Here is a 17,760-nt window from a genome sequence, read left to right as displayed (position 1 = left end):
AGCAACGGCGCAACGCTGCGCCGCAGCGGATTCAGCTTAGAACTGGTAGTTCGCGCCGATGCTGAAGAACCGGCCCACTGCGCCTGCCTGGTGCAGGCTGGCGTTGTAGGACGTCAGGTTGCCCGAGTTGCCGTAGGTGGCGACGTCGATCGGCGGAGCCTTGTCGAACAGATTCGTGATCGAAGCGCGCAGCGTCAGGTTTTTGCTCATGCGGTACTGCAGGGTCAGATCGGTCGTCAGGAACGACGGAATCTTGCAGTAGTTCGCTGGCGTGCTGGTGCCGAAGAAGTAAGCACGGCCGGAAACGGCAGCCGCGTCGGCGCAATCGGTCACTTCAACCGACGGGTCAAGTGCCGAGTACGAACCCACCCAGTTGAAGGTGGTGGTCACAGTGGTCGGGCCTTTTTCCCAGCCCAGGGTCAGCTGCGCGCGGTTCTTCGGATTGCCAGTGTTGCCCGACACTGCCGATGGACCGTGGGTGCCGGCCAGCTCGTATTCGACGCCGTTCGACTCGATCGTGTAGCTGATCATGTGGTTGACGTTCAGGCCTGCCTTGACGATGCCGATCTCGCCCAGGTTGTGGCGCACGTTCAGGTTCATTTCCACGCCACTGGTCGTGGTCGAACCGGCGTTCACGTAGCCCGATGCAGCGTAGGCGATGGTGCCGACCGACGGAATGCCTTGCGAGGTGCCGCCCGATGCGTTGGTAATCTCAACCGGGAACACCGCGTTGCGTACATAGGTCGGCACGAAGCCAGGCAGGCCCGAAGCGGTGGTGATCTGGTTCTTCGCTTCGATGTTGTAGTAGTCGAAGGTGGCGCTGACGTTCTTGATCGGATCCAGTACCAGGCCCAGGGTATAGGACTTCGATTTTTCCGGCGCCAGGTCCTTGGTGGTGACCTGGACGAAGGCAGGCGCGAAGTTACATGCCGACGGCACATTGCCCGGGGTCTTAGGATTGCCGTCTTTGCACAGAATCGGATCGTTGATCGCGTGGAACGAGAAGAACGACGATGCGGTGCCGTTTTCAGCAGCGTTCGGCGCGCGGAAGCCTTTGGCGAAGGTGCCGCGCACAGTGGCCATCGGGCTGGCTTTCCACTTGACCTTGGCGCCTGGCGTGAACGAGTTGCCGTAGGTGTCGAAGTGGTCGTAACGGGCCGAAGCGCTCACTTCCACGTTGCGGACGGGCAGCGCCACCAGTTCGGCGAAGGCGGCCGTGTTGGTCTCGTCGCCGAAGGCGTAGGCCGCACCGTTGCCAACCACACCCTGCTGCAGCAGACTAGGCGAAGGCGCGTTCAGCTTTTTCTTCTTCCAGCTTACGCCGGTTGCCAGCACCAACGGGCCGCCCGGCAATTGCGCCAGTTCGCGCGAACCGGTCAGGTCGAAGTAGCTCAGCTTGTTGGTGGCTTCGTTCGAGAAATGCGGCTGGATCAGTTCCATCACCCCCGTCGAATTGCCGCCCAGCGGATTGAACGGGTTGGCCAGGTTGTTCAGTGCCTTGTACAGCTCGATACGGTTCACGTAACCGCTGTAGTCGATCTCGGTCTTGACTTGCGACGCGCCCACGGATGCTGCGATGTCCCAGCCCTTGAACGTGCCTTTCAAGTCGGCGGCGAAGCGGGTCGAAGTCGCCGTGTTGTCCTGGGTGCTGGCTGGATCCAGGCCCGGGATGTAGCCGTACAGACGGGCGGTTCCGCCGGTCTTGTTCAGCGGATGCGATGCCGGGAAGGTGGTGACACCGAATACGTTGACGATGGCAGGATTCTGGCCCGGCACCAGCGCAGTGTTGCCGGCGAAGCTGGTTGGCGAGAAGGTCGCTGGCACGCCGCGGTTGTTCACGCTATTACGCTTGAACATGGATGCTTTCAGCGCCAGGGTCCAGTCTTCGCTCAGTTGCTTGGTGAAGCCCGCCAGCACGTTCACGTTCTGCGATTCAGGTTGCAGATAGGAAACCGTGTCGCGCACATAGCAACCGCCAGCGCGGTATTTGAGGAAATTGCAGTTCGGATCCAGGAACTGGAAGTTGGCTTCGTCCAGCGCGCCGACTTTGCCCGTGACCGGGTTGGGCACGGTGTTCGGCTTGTAGAAGAACGGACTGCTGGCGGCAACCAGGCCGGCATTCTGTGCATTTGGCACGCCGCGACGCAGGTCCATGCCGCCACGGGAAGTCCAGTCGCCATTGGCCCAGATCTGGTTGTCGCGCTGCGACAGCATGATCGGGTCGGCGTGGCGGAATTCACCCGAGATGAAGGCGTTGTAGCCGTCGGTATCCAGGTTGCCGAACCCCGTGGTCAGCGCCACTTTGTAGTTTTTGCCGCCGCCGTGCTGAGAGTTACCCGCGTCCAGCTTGATATTTGTGCCGTTGAAAGTCTTCTTCAGGATGATGTTAACCACGCCGGAAACCGCGTCCGAACCGTACACCGACGAAGCACCGTCCTTCAGCACTTCAATCCGCTCGACGGCGTCGAACGGGATCGAGGACACATCGACGAACTGGCGCTGGGCATCGTCCGACAAGGGATACGGGGCCATGCGGTGGCCGTCGATCAGCACCAGGGTCAAGCCGACGGACAGGCCGCGCAGCGACACGCCGGCAGCACCATTGGCGAACGCACCAGAGAAGCCGGTGCCAAGGGCGCCTTGGCCGTTCGAGGTCAGGTTACTCAGCACCTCTGCGATCGAGGTCGAGCCGGTCTTGATCAGGTCGTCGGCCGACAGCACTTGTATAGGGCTTGCGGTTTCCTTGTCGGCGCGGCTGATCAACGAGCCGGTCACGACCACGCGCTGCGGCGCTGCTTCTGCGGCCGCTTGTTGCGCCATCGCCGGCTGGATGAATGCAGCGGCTCCGAACGCTACCATGAGGGAGCGGACTAGTACGGTTTTTCTTAACATGTGGTTTTTCCCAATTAAAAGCCATCTGGTGGACGGCTGTACGATTATTTGCAGCCGATTCCCGGTCGGCTGTTTACTTCGGTACCACTCAATCTTTCGCTGATGCGAAAATATGCCAAATTCAGTTTTGATGTTTTTAGCAAGCAGCAATCAAAACACGGCGCGATTTGGAGTGTCAACCTGCGTTTTGTATCGATGTATTTTTACGACATTGTTATTAAACGATACAAATCGCTTGCACGGAAGAATGCACCCGTATGGTGCGCCGCCGCACCCGCAAGGCGCATTTCTCATAGGGAGGACGGTAAAAAGAGAGCAAGCGCTGGAGGGGAATGTGAAACCGGGAAAGAGGCGCTGCGATGCAACAAGCAACATTTGGCGAATGAGCTTATTCGAATATCATTCCGCTAAAACTTAAATCCGCCGTCACTTCTTCAATTTGAGCAAAACCGCATTTTGTACGGCGAACCGCAATTGATCGAATAAGGATATTCAGATTAACTATCAGGTAGGGCAACATTATCTGCCGCGCCCTTTTTCAGGGCGTGGGCAGTCTCGCCACATATTTCCACAGGGAACTTTGTGACTGCTTGTTTACTATCGAAAAGATACTAATGACAAACTTGCGGGATGACAAATGGTTTCGCTACAACCAGCCCGCTTTGCGGAATCTTCTGTACAAATAACAACAGACAGTGATCATCAGCACCAGCGCGGCCGGGTAGCCGTAGGGTGAATCGAGTTCCGGCATGTATTTGAAGTTCATGCCCCAGATGCCGGCGAAGGCGGTCATCACGGCGAAGATGGCGGCATAGGCGGCCAGCTTCTTGTTCACTTCACCCTCGTCGATGGCCACCATGGACAGGTGCACCTGGATCGCCGTGCTGATGGTGTCGCGGATGGAATCGAGGGTGCCGCTGATGCGCAGCAAGTGGTCGTGCACGTCGCGGAAATATTCCTGGGTGTCGGCGCACACGGCCGGCACGCGGCCGCCGTGCAGCTTGCCCACCGCGTCCAGCAGCGGCACCATGGCGTGGCGCAGCACCAGAGCCTTGCGCTTCAGCGCATACAGCCGCTCGATGTTGGCGCGTTGCGCGCTTTGCACGAAGATGCGCTCCTCGATGTGCTCAAGTTCGGTCTCCATCGCGTCGGCAATGGGGAAATACCGGTCTACCACCGCGTCCATGATGGCGTACAGCACGAAGGCCGGCCCCTGCCGCAGCAAGTGCGGCTCACGCTCGGCGCGGGCGCGCACGCCCAGCAAGTCCTGGCTGCTGTTCTGGCGGTTCGACAGCACGTAGTTGGGGCCGACGAACACGTCCACCTCGCCGACCAGCAGCTCGTCGCTGTTCGGGCGGGCTTCGATGGTCTTGACCACGACGAACAAGGAATCGCCGTACTCCTCGATCTTGGGGCGCTGGTGGCCCCGGCTGGCGTCTTCCACGGCCAGCTCGTGCAGGCCGAACTCTTCCTGCATCACCGCCAGCTCGGCCGCATCGCCGTCGCGCAGCGCCACCCACACGAAGCAGTCGCCGCGCGCGACGTAGTCGCTGATGTCCGGCACGGGGACGTCGGCCAGCTTGCGGCCGTCCTGGTAGGCAACACAATTGATCAGCATAAGGTCAGCTTCCGCGATAAAGCCGGAAGCTTAGCATGGCAAAGGTGGGGCCGCTAATCGTGCGCGTATGGTCCGCTAATCGTCCTTGGCACCATCAATACCAAGCTCGGCGATCTTGCGCGTGATGGTGTTGCGGCCTATGCCCAGGCGCACCGCCGCGTCGTTCTTGCGGCCGTGCGTGTACTTGAGCGCGGTGCGTATCAGTGCCGATTCGAACTGGCGGCCCAGCACGTCCATCACCTCCTGCTGGCCGCTGGCCAGCATGCCGGCCGCCTGCAGTTCCAGCAGGCTGAGCCAGCTATCAGCACTGGCCGCGCCGTGGCCGGCGCCGTTCAGCGCACCCGCCATGCCCGGCACAGTCCCCACGCCCGAGCCTGCGCCCGCCTCGGCCGGCACCGCCAGCACCGTGCCGTGGTGGTGCAGGCCGCCGTGTTCGTGCGCTGCGCTGGCCGGCGCCGGACCGGACGGCGCCGACATGCCGCCTTCGGCCGGCCGCCCGCCCTGCTCCTGGGTCAGCTCCAGCGGCAAGTCCTTCACTTCCACCGTCTGGCCCGGCGCCATCACGGTAATCCAGTTGCACAGGTTTTCCAGCTGGCGCACGTTGCCCGGCAAGTCCAGGCTGCACAGGAACACCAGTGCCGAATCGCTCATGCGCTTGGCTTCCACGCCCAGCTGCTTGGCGCTCTGCACCAGGAAGTGCCGCACCAAAATGGGGATATCCTCGCGCCGCTCCCTCAAACTGGGCAGGCGCAGGCGGATCACGTTCAGGCGATGGTACAAGTCTTCGCGGAACAGGCCGTCGCGCACGCGCTGTTCCAGGTTCTGGTGCGTTGCAGTAATGACGCGCACATTGGCCTTCATCGGCTGGTGCCCGCCGACGCGGTAGAAGTGTCCGTCCGACAGCACGCGCAGCAGGCGCGTCTGCAAGTCGAAGGGCATGTCCCCGATCTCGTCGAGGAACAGCGTGCCGTTCTCGGCCTGCTCGAAGCGTCCGCGGCGCGTGGTCTGCGCGCCGGTGAAGGCGCCCCGCTCATGGCCGAACAGTTCCGATTCCAGCAGGTCTTTGGGGATCGCGGCCGTGTTGAGCGCGATAAAGGGCTGCGCCGCGCGCGGACTGTGCTTGTGCAGCGCGCGCGCCACCAGTTCCTTGCCGGTACCCGACTCGCCGGTGATGAGCACGGTCACATTGGACTGCGACAGGCGGCCGATGGCGCGGAACACCTCCTGCATGGCCGGCGCCTGGCCCAGGATCTCGGGCGTCTCGGCCGGGCCGGACTCCACGCTGGTCTCGCGCAGGCTCTCGTCCAGCGCGCGCCGGATCAGCTCGACGGCCTTGTCGATGTCGAAGGGCTTGGCCAGGTACTCGAAAGCCCCGCCCTGGAACGCCGCCACGGCCGAGTCCAGGTCGGAGAAGGCGGTGATGATGATGACCGGCAGGCCGGGATGGCGCGATTTGACCAGCTGCAGCAGGTCCAGGCCGGAATCGCCCGGCATGCGGATGTCGGACACCAGCACCTGCGGCGTTTCATGCTCCAGCGCGGCGATTGCGTCGCGCGCGTTGGCAAAACTCTTGGTGGCCAGGCTTTCCCTGGCCAAGGCTTTTTCCAGTACCCAGCGGATCGATTCGTCGTCGTCAACTATCCAGATTGGCTTCATGTGTTCTCTGTATCCCGCGGATGGATCTATCAAGGGACCCGGACCCGGCATCGCGCCGCGCCCGCTTATGGCAGGGGCAGCAGGATCCTGAAGTCCGTATATCCAGGCCGGCTCTCGCACTCGATCACACCCATGTGCTGCTGCACAAAAGTCTGCGCCAAGGTCAGCCCCAAACCGCTGCCGCCTTCCCTGCCCGACACCAGCGGATAGAAAATGCGGTCGCGGATCTGGGGTGCGATACCCGGTCCATTGTCAATGATATGCAAGTCTAATGCCAGGTTGTAGCGCACCTTGGCCAGGGTCACCTGGCGCGCCACCCGCGTCTTCAGCACCAGCTCCGCGTCGCCCTGCTCGATGCGCTGCGACAGCGCCTGCGCGGCGTTGTGCGCGATGTTGAGCACGGTCTGGATCAGCTGCTCCTTGTCGCCCCGGAACTCGGGGATGGAGGCGTCGTAGTCGCGCCGGATCGCCAGCCCGGACGGGAACTCGGCCAGGATCAGGCTGCGCACCCGCTCGCACACCTCGTGGATGTTGACGTCGCCCACGATGTGCGGACGGCGGTGCGGCGCCAGCAGGCGGTCCACCAGGGTCTGCAGGCGGTCCGCCTCCTTGATGATGACCTGGGTGTATTCGCGCAGTTCGGCCAGGTGCAGCGGCGGCAGCTCCATTTCCAGCAGCTGCGCCGCGCCGCGGATGCCGCCCAGCGGATTCTTGATCTCGTGCGCCAGGTTGCGGATCAGCTCCTTGTTGACCTGGCTCTGGTCCAGGATGCGCTCCTCGCGGTCCAGCTTGAGCTGCTGCACGTTCTCGCGCAGTTCGATCAGGATGGCGCCGTGCGGATCGTCCAGCGCCGACACGATGCTGTGCACCTGCAGCGGTTCCTTGCCGGCGCGCTCCAGCGTCAGGTCCTGGCGCAGGTCGGAAAACTTGTGCTCGCGCGCCTGCGCGATGATGTTGACCAGCTCGTCGGGATTGGTAAACAGCGCCGAGAAGCGCTGATGCGACAGCGCCTTCACCGAACTCTCCAGCAGGTTCTCGGCGGCCGCGTTGACGTAGGTGATCAGGCCGTCGGCGTCCAGCAGGATCACGGCCGAGGCCAGCAGCTCCAGCCCGGCCAGCGATTGCGGGCGCGCCATGGCGGCCGCCGCGCGGGCGATATTGGTGACAATGCTCATGGTGCCTCCCCTTGGGGTGGGTGCGGAAGCGGCTGCCGGCGTATCCCTGCCGCGTATCCCGACCGCATCAGCGGATATTCTGGATCTCGCGCTTGAGCGCTTCCACGTTCTTTTCGGACCGGCTGATGCTGTCCTTCAGGCTGGCCACCCGCTCCTGGTATTTCGCATAATTGCGCTCGTCCCCGCGCCGCTCCGGCTCGCCGTTGTTGAACTCCTTGCGCAGTTCATTCAGCTTGGCCTGCTCGCCGTTCAGCTCCTCCATCAGGATCGCGCGGCGGTCGGCGTCGCGCGCCTTCTGCTCGCTGGTGTCGACGCGCGGGAAGTCGCTCGGCGTGGCGGCCGGACTGGGCGACGGCGCCTTCGGCCTGGCGCTCTCCGCGCGCCGCGCCGGCGCCGGGATCGCGCCCGGGATGTCCAGCGCCTTGCAGGAGGCGTGCTTGCGGGTGTCAGTCAGCTCCTTGTGGCCGCTGGCGTCCACGCACAGGAAAATCTGTCCCTGGGCCGACGCGGCGCCGGCAGCCAGGCCGGCGGCGAACAACAAAACGAAAGGTGCGAAATTCCAGGTAGTCATGCCCCGACTATACAACATCCGGTAAAAAAAACGCGAGGAGAGCAGCTGCTGTCCTCGCGTCTGGTTGCAGGCCGGCACCAGGCCGGCCCTGCGTCGCTCATTACAGCGAGTAGTACATGTCGAATTCGACCGGGTGCGTGGTCATGCGCATACGGGTCACTTCGGTCATCTTCAGTTCGATGTAGGCATCGATCATCGAATCGGTGAACACGCCGCCGCGGGTCAGGAACTCGCGGTCCTTGTTCAGGTGATCCAGGGCTTCTTCCAGCGAAGCGCACACGGTCGGGATCAGTGCGTCTTCTTCCGGTGGCAGATGGTACAGATCTTTCGAAGCGGCTTCGCCCGGATGGATCTTGTTCTGCACGCCGTCCAGGCCGGCCATCATCAGTGCTGCGAAGCACAGGTATGGGTTTGCCAGTGGATCCGGGAAGCGGGTTTCGATGCGGCGGCCCTTAGGATTGGCCACGTGCGGAATACGGATCGAAGCCGAACGGTTGCGGGCCGAGTACGCCAGCTTCACTGGCGCCTCGTAGCCTGGCACCAGGCGCTTGTACGAGTTGGTGCCCGGATTGGTGATCGCGTTCAGCGCCTTGGCGTGCTTGATGATGCCGCCGATGTAGTACAGCGCGAAGTCGGACAGGCCGGCATAGCCGTCGCCGGCGAACAGGTTTTTGCCGTCTTTCCAGATCGACTGGTGCACGTGCATGCCCGAACCGTTGTCGCCAACGATAGGTTTCGGCATGAAGGTGGCGGTTTTGCCATAGCTGTGGGCCACGTTCCAGACCACGTATTTCAGGTTCTGGGTCCAGTCGGCGCGCTCGACCAGGGTCGAGAACTTGGTGCCGATTTCGTTCTGGCCGGCGCCGGCCACTTCGTGGTGGTGCACTTCAACCGGGATGCCCAGCGATTCCAGGATCAGGCACATTTCCGAGCGCATGTCCTGGAAGGAATCGACTGGCGGCACTGGGAAGTAGCCGCCCTTGACGGTAGGACGGTGGCCGCTGTTGCCGCCTTCGATGTCCTTGTCGGTCGACCAGGAAGCTTCGTCGGAGTCGATCTGCACCTTGGCGCCCGACATGTCGATTTTCCATTTGACGGAATCGAAGATGAAGAACTCTGGCTCGGGACCGAAGTAGGCCGTGTCGCCCAGGCCGGACGATTTCAGATAGGCTTCAGCGCGCTTGGCGATGGAGCGCGGGTCGCGGTCGTAGCCCTTGCCGTCCGACGGTTCGATCACGTCGCACTGCATGAACAGGGTGGTCTCTTCCATGAACGGGTCAATGTTCGCGGTTGCTGGGTCAGGCAGCAGGATCATATCGGATGCTTCGATGCCCTTCCAGCCGGCGATCGAGGAGCCATCGAAGGCGTGACCGGATTCGAACTTGTCGATATCGAAGTGCGATACAGGCACAGTGACGTGCTGTTCTTTGCCGCGGGTGTCGGCAAAGCGGAAATCAACGAATTTCACTTCGTTATCTTGTACCATTTTCAATACTTCTGCGGCGGTCAGTGCCATGCGTCTCTCCTAGTGAAAAAGTGGGGCAGCCCACGCTGTTGCGTGCAGCTTGAAACTCGTCAATCCATTAAGCAGGAAGCGTGCCAGAAGTTTTCCCCTCTTGCACTACTTTTGCGCATAATCAAACGCGCACCGCGATGGTGCATTTGCCAAATTTTGCACAAATTCGGTGCGAAATATTGGCATTTCAAAAAAATGCATCGACTTGGTGCAAAAAAGTTTTCATGGACGATCGGGCACTATAATAAACGCAATATTGACAGCGGAAGTGGGAAAAATCGCCATGAGCACTATTACCGAGATCCTTGCCCGGGCGCGCGGCCGCGATGCCGCCCTGCCCTACGCCGGCGCCGTGACGCCGGCCGAAGCGTACGCGCTGCTGAGCGCGGACAGCGGGGTCAAACTGATCGATGTACGCACCAATGCCGAGCGCGACTGGGTGGGCCGGGTAGCCATCGCCGAGGCCCAGCATGGTGCAGTGCAGTGGAGCACCTATCCCGGCGGCGTGCCCAACCCGCAATTCGTGCAACAGCTGGAAGCGGTGGCGAAAAAAGACCAGGTGCTGCTGTTCCTGTGCCGCTCCGGCGTGCGCTCGCGCCACGCCGCCAAACTGGCGACCGAGCACGGCTACACCCAATGCTACGACATCCTGGAAGGCTTCGAAGGCGACAAAGACGCCGCAGGCCACCGCAAGCTGGTCGGCGGCTGGTGCCAGGCCGGCCTGCCCTGGCTCGGCGCCTGACACCGCCCTGCCGCAAGGACTTTCCCTAACGAAAAATGGGGTCAGGGTTAATTAATTTGTCCAAGACAAATTAATTAACCCTGACCCCATTTTGCCGTATTACAAGGAGTAGTTCAGGCGGGCGTACACGTAGCGGCCGGAGCGGCCGAACGGGGAGTAGTTCGAGTACGGGGCGTTGCCGGTCGTGTTCAGGGCGGCCGGGTAGGCGTCAGGGTATTGGTCGAACAGGTTGTCCGCGCCTACCGCCAGCGACAGCTTGCTGGTGATGGCGTAGCGGCCTTCGAGGTCGACCAGCGTCTTGGCGCTCATCCAGAAGTCCAGGTTGGCCGTGGTGCCCGGCGCCAGGATCTTGCCGTAGCGCGTGGCGCGCGCCGTGACGCCGAACGGGCCGTAGGACCAGGTGCTGCTGCCGATGAACTTGGTCTTCGGCGTGCCGTCGGTAAAGGTCAGCACGTTGACGCGGTCGAACAGCACCGGCGCCGGCGACAGCGCGGCCAGCTGCGCCGTCACCGGCACCTTGGTCACGTCGGTCTTGGTGTAGTTGCCGGCCACCGTGAAGTCGAGCTTGCCGTAGCCGTTGGTCTGCACCGGCCAGCTGGTGACGATGTCGATGCCCTTGGTGGTGGTGTCCACGCCGTTGATGAAGAAGCGCCCGCCGCCCACGCCGATGAAGCCTTGCTTGGTCAGGAAGTCGCGCACGTTGGCCGCCGTCAGGTTCTCGGACAGCACGATGCGGTCTTTGATCTTGATGTGGAAGGCGTCCGCCGTCACGCTCACCGCGCCGAAGCGCATCACCGAACCGAGCGAGAAGTTGACCGATTTCTCGGCATCCAGCGGCTTGGCGCCCAGCGCGATGGCGGCCGGGTGGCTGGGCTTGAAGGTGGTGATCTCGAACGGCACGCCGTTGATGAAGTTGGTGGAGGTCGACGTGAAGAACTGCTGCTGCGGCGACGGCGCGCGGAAGCCGTTCTGCACCGAGCCGCGCAGCGCGAACTCGGGCACGAAGTCGTAGCGGCCGGCCAGCTTGCCCGACACGCTGTTGCCGAAGTCGGAGAAGTGCTCGCCGCGGATGGCCACCGAACCGAGGAACTGCTTGGTCAAATTGGCTTCCAGGTCGACGTAGGCGCTGTAGGCCTTGCGCGAGTTGTCCGATTCGTCGGCGGGACGGAAACCGGGGAACACTTGCGCGCCGGGCGCGGCCGGGGTGCCGTTGGCCAGCACCTGGCCGCCGTAGCGCCAGGAATCGGCTTCGCCGGCAAACAGCTTGTAGCCTTCGCGGCGCGCTTCGGCGCCCACCGCCACGTTCAGCGGCGAGGCCAGGCCGACTTCGATCTGGCGCACGCCCGACAGGTTCAGGGTCAGCTGGTCGTACCAGAAGCCGCCCGCGTCGAACTGGGTCTTGCTGGACGCGCCGATGGAGCGGTTCAGCGTGTTCTCGATGGTGTACTGCATCTTGTTCTTGCCGTAGCCGATGGAGGCGTCCATGTCCCAGGCGCCGGCTTGCCAGGTCACGCCGCCGGTGGCGCTGTAGTCGTCCACGTCCGGCGCGATGATGGGCAGGAAGCCGTCCGGGTAGACCGCGATGATGTTCTGGTCCTGCAGCGCGCGGCGGAAGAAGCCGGCCGAACGCGCTTCGCGTTTCTGGTAGCTGGTCCAGCCATACAGCTTGGCGCCGCCTTCCAGCGCGTAGCCGGCGTTGGCGAAGAGGGTGGCCTGCTTCAGCTCCGGCTCGCCGTACCAGGCGTTGTAGCGGTTGATGGTCTTCTCGCGCGGGTCGAAGGCGCCGTTTACCAGCGGGTACTGCTGGCGCACGTCGTAGCCGCTGCGCTCGGTGTGCTCCTGGTCCTTGTATTCGGCGGCGATGGTCAGGTAGCCGCTCTCGCCCAGCGTCAGGCCTTTCCAGCCGCTGACGGTGGCCGTGCCGCCGTCGTTGCGCTTGCGCGAGGTCTCGGTGCCCCAGGTGGCGCCGGCCGGCGGCGCGCCGGCGATGAAATCGTATTCGGTGCGGCGCTGGCCGTAGGTGGCAGTAAATTCGCCGCCGGTCTTGTCGGTGCGCAGGCGCAGGTTGACCACGCCGGCGATGGCGTCCGAGCCGTATTGGGCCGAGGCGCCGTCGCGCAGCACTTCGATATTTTTCAGCATCGCCACCGGGATGGTGTTCATGTCCACCGAGGACGAGCCGCGGCCGATGGTGCCGTTCAGGTTCACCAGCGAGGAGGTGTGGCGGCGCTTGGAATTCACCAGCACCAGGGTCTGGTCCGGCGCCAGGCCGCGCAGCGTGGCAGGGCGCACGGTGTCGGTGCCGTCGGCCAGGCCGGGACGCGGGAAGTTCAGCGACGGCAGCGCCACCGACAGCGCTTGCGCGATCTCGGGCACGCCGGTGTTCTTGATGGCGTCGGCGCCGATAATGTCGACCGGCGAGGCGGTGTCGAGCGCGGTGCGGTTGGCGACGCGGGTGCCGGTGACGACCACGGTGGCGGCGTTATCGGAAGGAGCTGGGGTGGATTGCGCGGCGGCGTGGCCGGAGGCGAACAGCGAGGCGATGGCTACAGCAAGGACGTGATTTCTCTGCATTGCTACTCCTGGTGTGGTTGAATTTTTCTTATGCCTCCTTAGTATCACCGCGTCAAAATTGGAAAGTCAAAGCAATTGCAAGCCGGGTGTCGCGCGGCTGTAACAATTAAGTAATATTACTTAGCGAGCATCAGATACATGCCCCTACTCCGCATGCGCGCCCAGTATCCGCTGCCGCACCAGGTTGATGTGGCTGCGCAGGCCGTACAGGTCGTCCGCGAAGGACAGCGGGATCGAGATCTGGTTGACCTTTTCCTCGATGTCGTTCAGGTGCTCGAGCTGCTCGGCGTAGACCTGGGTGCGCCGGCCTTCCGGCGCGGCGGCCAGCGCCTGCTCCACCGTGCGCAGCTGTCCGTACCAGCGGAACACGCGCGAGCGGATGCGCCACACATACAGCGGCGGCACCACCTTCGACAGCGGCAGGATCAGCGCGCCCAGCGCCACCACCACCACCCACATGCGGTCGAAGAAGGTGGCCAGCCAGAAGCTCATGTAGCGCTGCAGGAAGGGCGGGCCATCCTTGTAGAACTTGGCCGCTTCCTCCGCCACCGGGATCTCGCTGTATTTCGGCGACGGGAACTGGCCCTGCTGCTGGAACCAGCCGGCGCCGCCGTGGATGGTGCTGGCCGCCTGCACCAGCAGGTCCACCAGCGCCGGGTGCAGGTCCTCGCGCGCCACCAGCGTGGCGGTGGGGGCGATCAGGTGGTAATCCTTGGACGGCAGGTCGCGCCCCAGGTCGACGATGCCGCGCGGGAGCACCACGTGGGTCAGGAACGGCAGGCGGCGCGTGTAGGCTTCGGCTTGCGTGAAGTCGAACAGCTTGATGCCGGGCGTGATGAGCAGCATCTGGATCAGCGGCGCGTCCGGCGCGGAACTGAACACCAGGCCGTCGATGCGCTTTTCCAGCAGCTCCACGGTGGCGGGGGTGTTGGCCAGCGAGCTCACCTTGAGCTCGGACGGCTCCAGGCCGTTCGCCTCCAGCACCTGCTTGAACAGGCGCGGCGCGCCGCTGCCTTCCGGCCCCAGGTTGATGCGCAGGCCTTTCAGCTGCGTCAGGTCCTTGATCTTGACGTCTTCGCGCAGGAACAGCCAGAGCGGTTCGGTAAACAGGCTGCCCAGCGAGACCAGGCCGCGCCGCTCCGCCTCGTCCTGGCTGGTGGTGCCGCTTTGCAGGAAGGCGATGTCGGCTTCGCCGGCGCCCAGGCGCTGCAGGTTTTCGTAGGAGCCCATGGACGGCTTCAGCACCACCTTGATGCCGTGCTTGCCGAGCAGGTCGGCGTACTTTTTGCCGAAGGCTTCGTAGGCGCCGTTCTCCTGGCCGGTGGACAGGGTGACCACGCGCGGCGGCGCGGGATCGACCAGCACATAGGCCAGCGCGCAGGCGGCGGCAATGATGAGGATGGTGGGGGCGGCGGTGACGATCAGGTCGCGCACGGAAAAGCGCGAGAACTTGAGGATCTTGGTCACTTTGGTCATGTGGTGGCGCATGGGTTTCATGGGATGACACCATGCCAACAAATGGCCGAACATGCAAGCGCTGCGCGGTTTGGCGGCGGCGGGTCAGGTGCGCAGCACCGCAACCCGCCGGACGGGCATCAGCCGCCGCAGGCGCGCAGCGGCGGCGTGGCGCCGCCCGCCGCAGGCGCCAGCACGGGCTTGGCGCCGCCGGCCGCCGCCGGATTGTGCACCGCCGCCACCACGCCGGCTTTCGGCGCGGCGTTCGGTTCGATCAGCGGCATCAGGCTGGGCGCCAGCACCACCAGCAGCTGCACCGGCAGCGCGCTGGTGAAGTCGTAGTTCTTCGATTCGGGCCCGTGCACATAAGCGGTCATGCTGCCGAAGAAGCGCTCGCCGATGTTGAACACGAAGGTGGCCGAGCGGTTCACGAAGCGCGATTCGATCAGCCGCCCGCCGCCGCCATACACTTCGAAACGCTGGTCGCCGGTGCCGGTCTTGCCGCCGACGGGAATGATGGCGCCGTCGGCGCCGACGAAGGCGGCCTTGACGCGCTTGGCGGTGCCGTCCGACACCACTTCGCGGATCGCGTCCGCAGCCGCGCGCGCCACTTCGGGCGACAGCACTTGCTCGTTGCTGGTCGGCTTGCCGCGCTTGACCAGGGTTTCATACGGCGTGCCGGAGGCGAAGTGCAGCGAGGTGATGCGCTGGCTGCTCTGGCGCACGCCGCCGTTGATGATAATGCCCATCATCTCGGCCAGCGAAGACGGCCGGTCGGCCGAGGCGCCCAGCGTGGTGGCGTAGGACGGCACCAGCGATTCGAAGGGGTAGCCCATTTTCTTCCACTGGCGGTGGATGGCCATGAAGCTCTCCATCTCCACCAGGCCGGCGATGCGCTTGTCCTGGGCGTGCTTGCGGTGGGTCTTGAACAGCCACTGGTACACCTCCTGGCGTTCCTTCTCGCTGGCCGCCACCGCCTGCGCCATGGTGGCGCCGTCGTTGTTGCGCAGGTAGGCCACCAGCCACAGCTCCAGCGGGTGCACATTGGCCAGGTAGCCGCGGTCGGCCAGCGACCACTTGTCCATCGCGTACTGCTCGTACATCTTGGCCGCACGGTCGTCCTGGATTTCGTTCTGCGACGGCAGGTTGGCGTTCAGGTAGGCGGCAAATTCCTCCACCGTGGCGTTGGGGAACAGGGTGCGGTGGATATTGGCCAGCCGCACCGGGGTCGGTCGGATGCTGGCCACCAGGATCTTGTCCAGTTCCGCCTTCGGCTTGCCGCGGTACTTGGAATAGAAGCGGTACAGGAATTCCTTGCCTTCCTTGTCGGCGAAGCGCGCCAGGTATTCGGCGCGGCGCGGATCGTCGGCGTCGGCCAGCAGCGAGGCCGAGGAGCCGGGCGCCTGGAACATGTAGTACTTCACCACGTCGCGCATCAGGCGCACGAACACCAGGTTGGTGGAGCGGCGCAGCGCTTCGCGCACGGTCAGGATGCGGCTGTCGTCCTCTTTCGAGAAGTTGCCGAAGGTGTGCACGCCGCCGCCGGTGAAGAAGCCTTCGCCGGGGTTGCCCGAGTATTTGCGTTCCATGGCTTCGGCCAGCATGTCGGACAGGCCGCGCTTGTCGGACGGGTGCTCCTGGAAATAGGCTACCGCCCACTGGCTCAGGCGGTCCTGCGGCGCCAGCACCTGCTTGCCCAGCTGCTCGGGGCTCATGTCCTTGTAGCGCTTGTGCAGCTGGTCGATGATGTCCAGGTAGGTCACCAGGGTGCGCAGCTTGGCGGTCGAGCCCAGGTCCAGCTTGGCGCCTTCGTTGATGTCCAGCGGCTGGTCGAAATTGTCGGTCTGCAGGCGCAGGTAGTTGGTGCCCTCGCCTTTTTCCAGCAGGGTGAAGCTGTACACCACATTGGCCGGATCGCCGTTGCCCAGCATGCCCTTGCCGGTCAGGCCGGCGGCCTTGGCCATCTCGGGGTCGCGCAGGTCGCGCAGCACTTGCGTGACGGCGCGCTGGGCGCGCGCGTCCAGCGTGCTGACCACGTTCAGGTCCAGCCGGTCCAGGTTGTACATGCGGTTATCGCCCAGCAAGTTGGCCAGGTGGTTGCGCACCGAGTTCGAGGCCTTGCGTTCGACGAAGGACATGTCGGGCGTGTCGGCCAGGCCGTTGCCGGCAGCCGGATGCAGGCGCACTTTCAGCGCCGCGTCGCGCAGCGCGGGGGTGATGATGCCGGCCTGCGCCAGCACCCGCAGATGGCTGTTGGCCAGCGTTTCCAGGTCGGCGTCGCCGGCGCCCAGGTAGTAGCTGGGGCGGCGCTGCGCGATCAGCAGGCTGAGCGCTTCCTTGAAGGCCAGCGCGCTGCCCGGCTGGTCCATCTTGCCGCCCAACAGGCGGTTGATCTCGTTGAAGTCGCGGCCGTACCAGACCCACATGCCGTCGCCGATGCCGTTCACTTCGCCGTAGCCCGGCTTGGCCGACAGCGGCACCGTGTTCAGGTAGTCCACCACGATCTGGCGCCGCACCTCGGTGGTGTCCGGGCCGTACTGGTAGGCGCGCAGGGTGGCCGAGATCATCTGCTGCAGCTTGTCCTTCATCGAGCCGGTACGCCCTTCCGGCGAGTGGCGGTACTTCTCGATCTGGGTGGCCAGCGTGCTGCCGCCGGCGGCGCGCTGGCCGCCGGCCACGGCGCTGACGGATTTCTCCAGCACCGCCTTGCTCAGGCGGTCCCACTCGACGGCCGGGTTGCGCTTCGGATAGGTATTGTCCAGCAGCTCGCGGTTCTCGATGAACAGCAGGCTTTGCACCAGCGCGGTGGGGGTTTCCTTGAAGCCGGGATAGATGCGCTCCGGGTAGCTGGCGCTAAACAGGGGTTCGGCGCGGCAGTCGACGATATTCAGGCCGGTGCGGGTTTTCTCGCGGTAGGTGGCGAAGATGCCCATGTCGGACAGCTCGATCATCTTGGGCGAGAAGCGCGCCTGCGCGGCCACTTCGTAGTCGCGCGTTTTCAGCTTGCCCAGGTAGTCCGGCAGGTTGGCGTAGCCGAGGCGCTCGTCATACGGGCTGTCGTGCGGGAAGCGGATCGCCTTGCTGGGGCCGGGTTCGACCTTGTAGTTGACCTTGCCCGCCAGGTCCGAGAAGAACCGGGCCTGCATCGACGAGGTGCGCATTTCCTGCAGCAGCCACCACACCGCCAGCGACAGCAGCACCAGCAGCAACAGGACCAGGGCGTTGCGGGTGCGCTTGCCCTTCGGCTTGGCCGGTTCGGCCGGATCGGGGCCGGCGGCCTGCGCGTGCAGCAGCACGGCGGTCTGCGGCGGCGGCACCACGCGCAGGCGGCTGCGGCGGCTCAATCCGAATACGGTTGCGCCTGCGCGCAACTTGCGCACTGCGCGCGCAACAATGAGGGGCCTGCGGAAACGACGATTGCCTGGGTTGCTTGCCATGATCTTGCTTAATATTGCTTTGCCGTGGTGATTCAGTGGTACCTGCTCTTGCTATCCATTGCACCACATCGGCAACGGACGCACAGGCCGGTACGCTGATTATTTGATCTGCGGCCGGGCATTT

General features: G+C 63.9%; 10 protein-coding genes. 1 reads left to right on the top strand and 9 read right to left on the bottom strand.

Going from position 1 to position 17,760, the window contains the following annotated elements; genetic code table 11:
* Positions 1–36: 36 nt before the first annotated feature.
* From ASD15_RS04480 to glnA, 6 genes are all read right to left on the bottom strand, one after another.
* Complete coding sequence (locus ASD15_RS04480; RefSeq protein ID WP_229418053.1) at positions 37–2,820, bottom strand: TonB-dependent receptor; 2,784 nt, start codon at positions 2,818–2,820, stop codon at positions 37–39.
* A 718-nt stretch (positions 2,821–3,538) separates the two neighbouring features.
* Positions 3,539–4,510: a magnesium/cobalt transporter CorA gene (gene corA, locus ASD15_RS04475; protein WP_057153496.1), complete on the bottom strand. Its 972-nt coding sequence runs from the start codon at positions 4,508–4,510 to the stop codon at positions 3,539–3,541.
* 75 nt (positions 4,511–4,585) lie between these two features.
* The gene (gene ntrC / locus ASD15_RS04470; RefSeq protein ID WP_057153495.1) at positions 4,586–6,166 is read right to left on the bottom strand and encodes a nitrogen regulation protein NR(I); all 1,581 of its coding nucleotides are present in this window, start codon (positions 6,164–6,166) and stop codon (positions 4,586–4,588) included.
* Positions 6,167–6,231: 65 nt separating this feature from the next.
* Positions 6,232–7,341: a nitrogen regulation protein NR(II) gene (glnL, locus tag ASD15_RS04465; RefSeq protein WP_057153494.1), complete on the bottom strand. Its 1,110-nt coding sequence runs from the start codon at positions 7,339–7,341 to the stop codon at positions 6,232–6,234.
* Between the two features lie 67 nt (positions 7,342–7,408).
* Positions 7,409–7,912: a DUF4124 domain-containing protein gene (locus tag ASD15_RS04460; RefSeq protein ID WP_057153493.1), complete on the bottom strand. Its 504-nt coding sequence runs from the start codon at positions 7,910–7,912 to the stop codon at positions 7,409–7,411.
* A gap of 100 nt (positions 7,913–8,012) precedes the next feature.
* Positions 8,013–9,428, bottom strand: coding sequence for a type I glutamate--ammonia ligase (gene glnA / locus ASD15_RS04455; RefSeq protein ID WP_028833743.1), 1,416 nt, complete (start codon positions 9,426–9,428; stop codon positions 8,013–8,015).
* Positions 9,429–9,711: 283 nt separating this feature from the next.
* On the opposite strand from glnA, the gene ASD15_RS04450 reads away from it, so the two are divergent.
* Entirely contained in the window at positions 9,712–10,170 is a 459-nt protein-coding gene (locus tag ASD15_RS04450; RefSeq protein ID WP_057153492.1) for a rhodanese-like domain-containing protein, read from the top strand.
* Positions 10,171–10,269: 99 nt separating this feature from the next.
* Here the strand turns inward: ASD15_RS04450 and ASD15_RS04445 are convergent, their stop codons facing one another.
* From ASD15_RS04445 to ASD15_RS04435, 3 genes are all read right to left on the bottom strand, one after another.
* Positions 10,270–12,744 (bottom strand): TonB-dependent siderophore receptor, encoded by a 2,475-nt coding sequence (locus ASD15_RS04445; protein ID WP_057153491.1) that lies wholly within the window; start codon positions 12,742–12,744, stop codon positions 10,270–10,272.
* Between the two features lie 144 nt (positions 12,745–12,888).
* Complete coding sequence (locus tag ASD15_RS04440) at positions 12,889–14,241, bottom strand: TAXI family TRAP transporter solute-binding subunit (protein ID WP_373888156.1); 1,353 nt, start codon at positions 14,239–14,241, stop codon at positions 12,889–12,891.
* Positions 14,242–14,339: 98 nt separating this feature from the next.
* Positions 14,340–17,495 carry a transglycosylase domain-containing protein gene (locus ASD15_RS04435; RefSeq protein ID WP_229418068.1) on the bottom strand — a complete coding sequence of 1,052 codons (3,156 nt, stop codon included), beginning with the start codon at positions 17,493–17,495 and terminating at the stop codon, positions 14,340–14,342.
* Between the last annotated feature and the right edge of the window lie 265 nt (positions 17,496–17,760).

Source organism: Massilia sp. Root351 (genome assembly GCF_001425045.1).
Taxonomy (GTDB): Bacteria; Pseudomonadota; Gammaproteobacteria; order Burkholderiales; family Burkholderiaceae_D; genus Rugamonas.
This window is presented reverse-complemented; position numbering and strand designations above follow the sequence as displayed.

What these genes read in the sequence shown, in the direction of transcription:
- ASD15_RS04460 (WP_057153493.1), bottom strand. Translation starts at nt 7,912, where the DNA reads ATGACTACCTGGAATTTCGCACCTTTCGTTTTGTTGTTCGCCGCCGGC.
- ASD15_RS04445 (WP_057153491.1), bottom strand. Translation starts at nt 12,744, where the DNA reads ATGCAGAGAAATCACGTCCTTGCTGTAGCCATCGCCTCGCTGTTCGCC.
- glnA (WP_028833743.1), bottom strand. Translation starts at nt 9,428, where the DNA reads ATGGCACTGACCGCCGCAGAAGTATTGAAAATGGTACAAGATAACGAA.
- ASD15_RS04480 (WP_229418053.1), bottom strand. Translation starts at nt 2,820, where the DNA reads ATGGCGCAACAAGCGGCCGCAGAAGCAGCGCCGCAGCGCGTGGTCGTG.
- glnL (WP_057153494.1), bottom strand. Translation starts at nt 7,341, where the DNA reads ATGAGCATTGTCACCAATATCGCCCGCGCGGCGGCCGCCATGGCGCGC.
- corA (WP_057153496.1), bottom strand. Translation starts at nt 4,510, where the DNA reads ATGCTGATCAATTGTGTTGCCTACCAGGACGGCCGCAAGCTGGCCGAC.
- ntrC (WP_057153495.1), bottom strand. Translation starts at nt 6,166, where the DNA reads ATGAAGCCAATCTGGATAGTTGACGACGACGAATCGATCCGCTGGGTA.
- ASD15_RS04440 (WP_373888156.1), bottom strand. Translation starts at nt 14,241, where the DNA reads ATGAAACCCATGCGCCACCACATGACCAAAGTGACCAAGATCCTCAAG.
- ASD15_RS04450 (WP_057153492.1), top strand. Translation starts at nt 9,712, where the DNA reads ATGAGCACTATTACCGAGATCCTTGCCCGGGCGCGCGGCCGCGATGCC.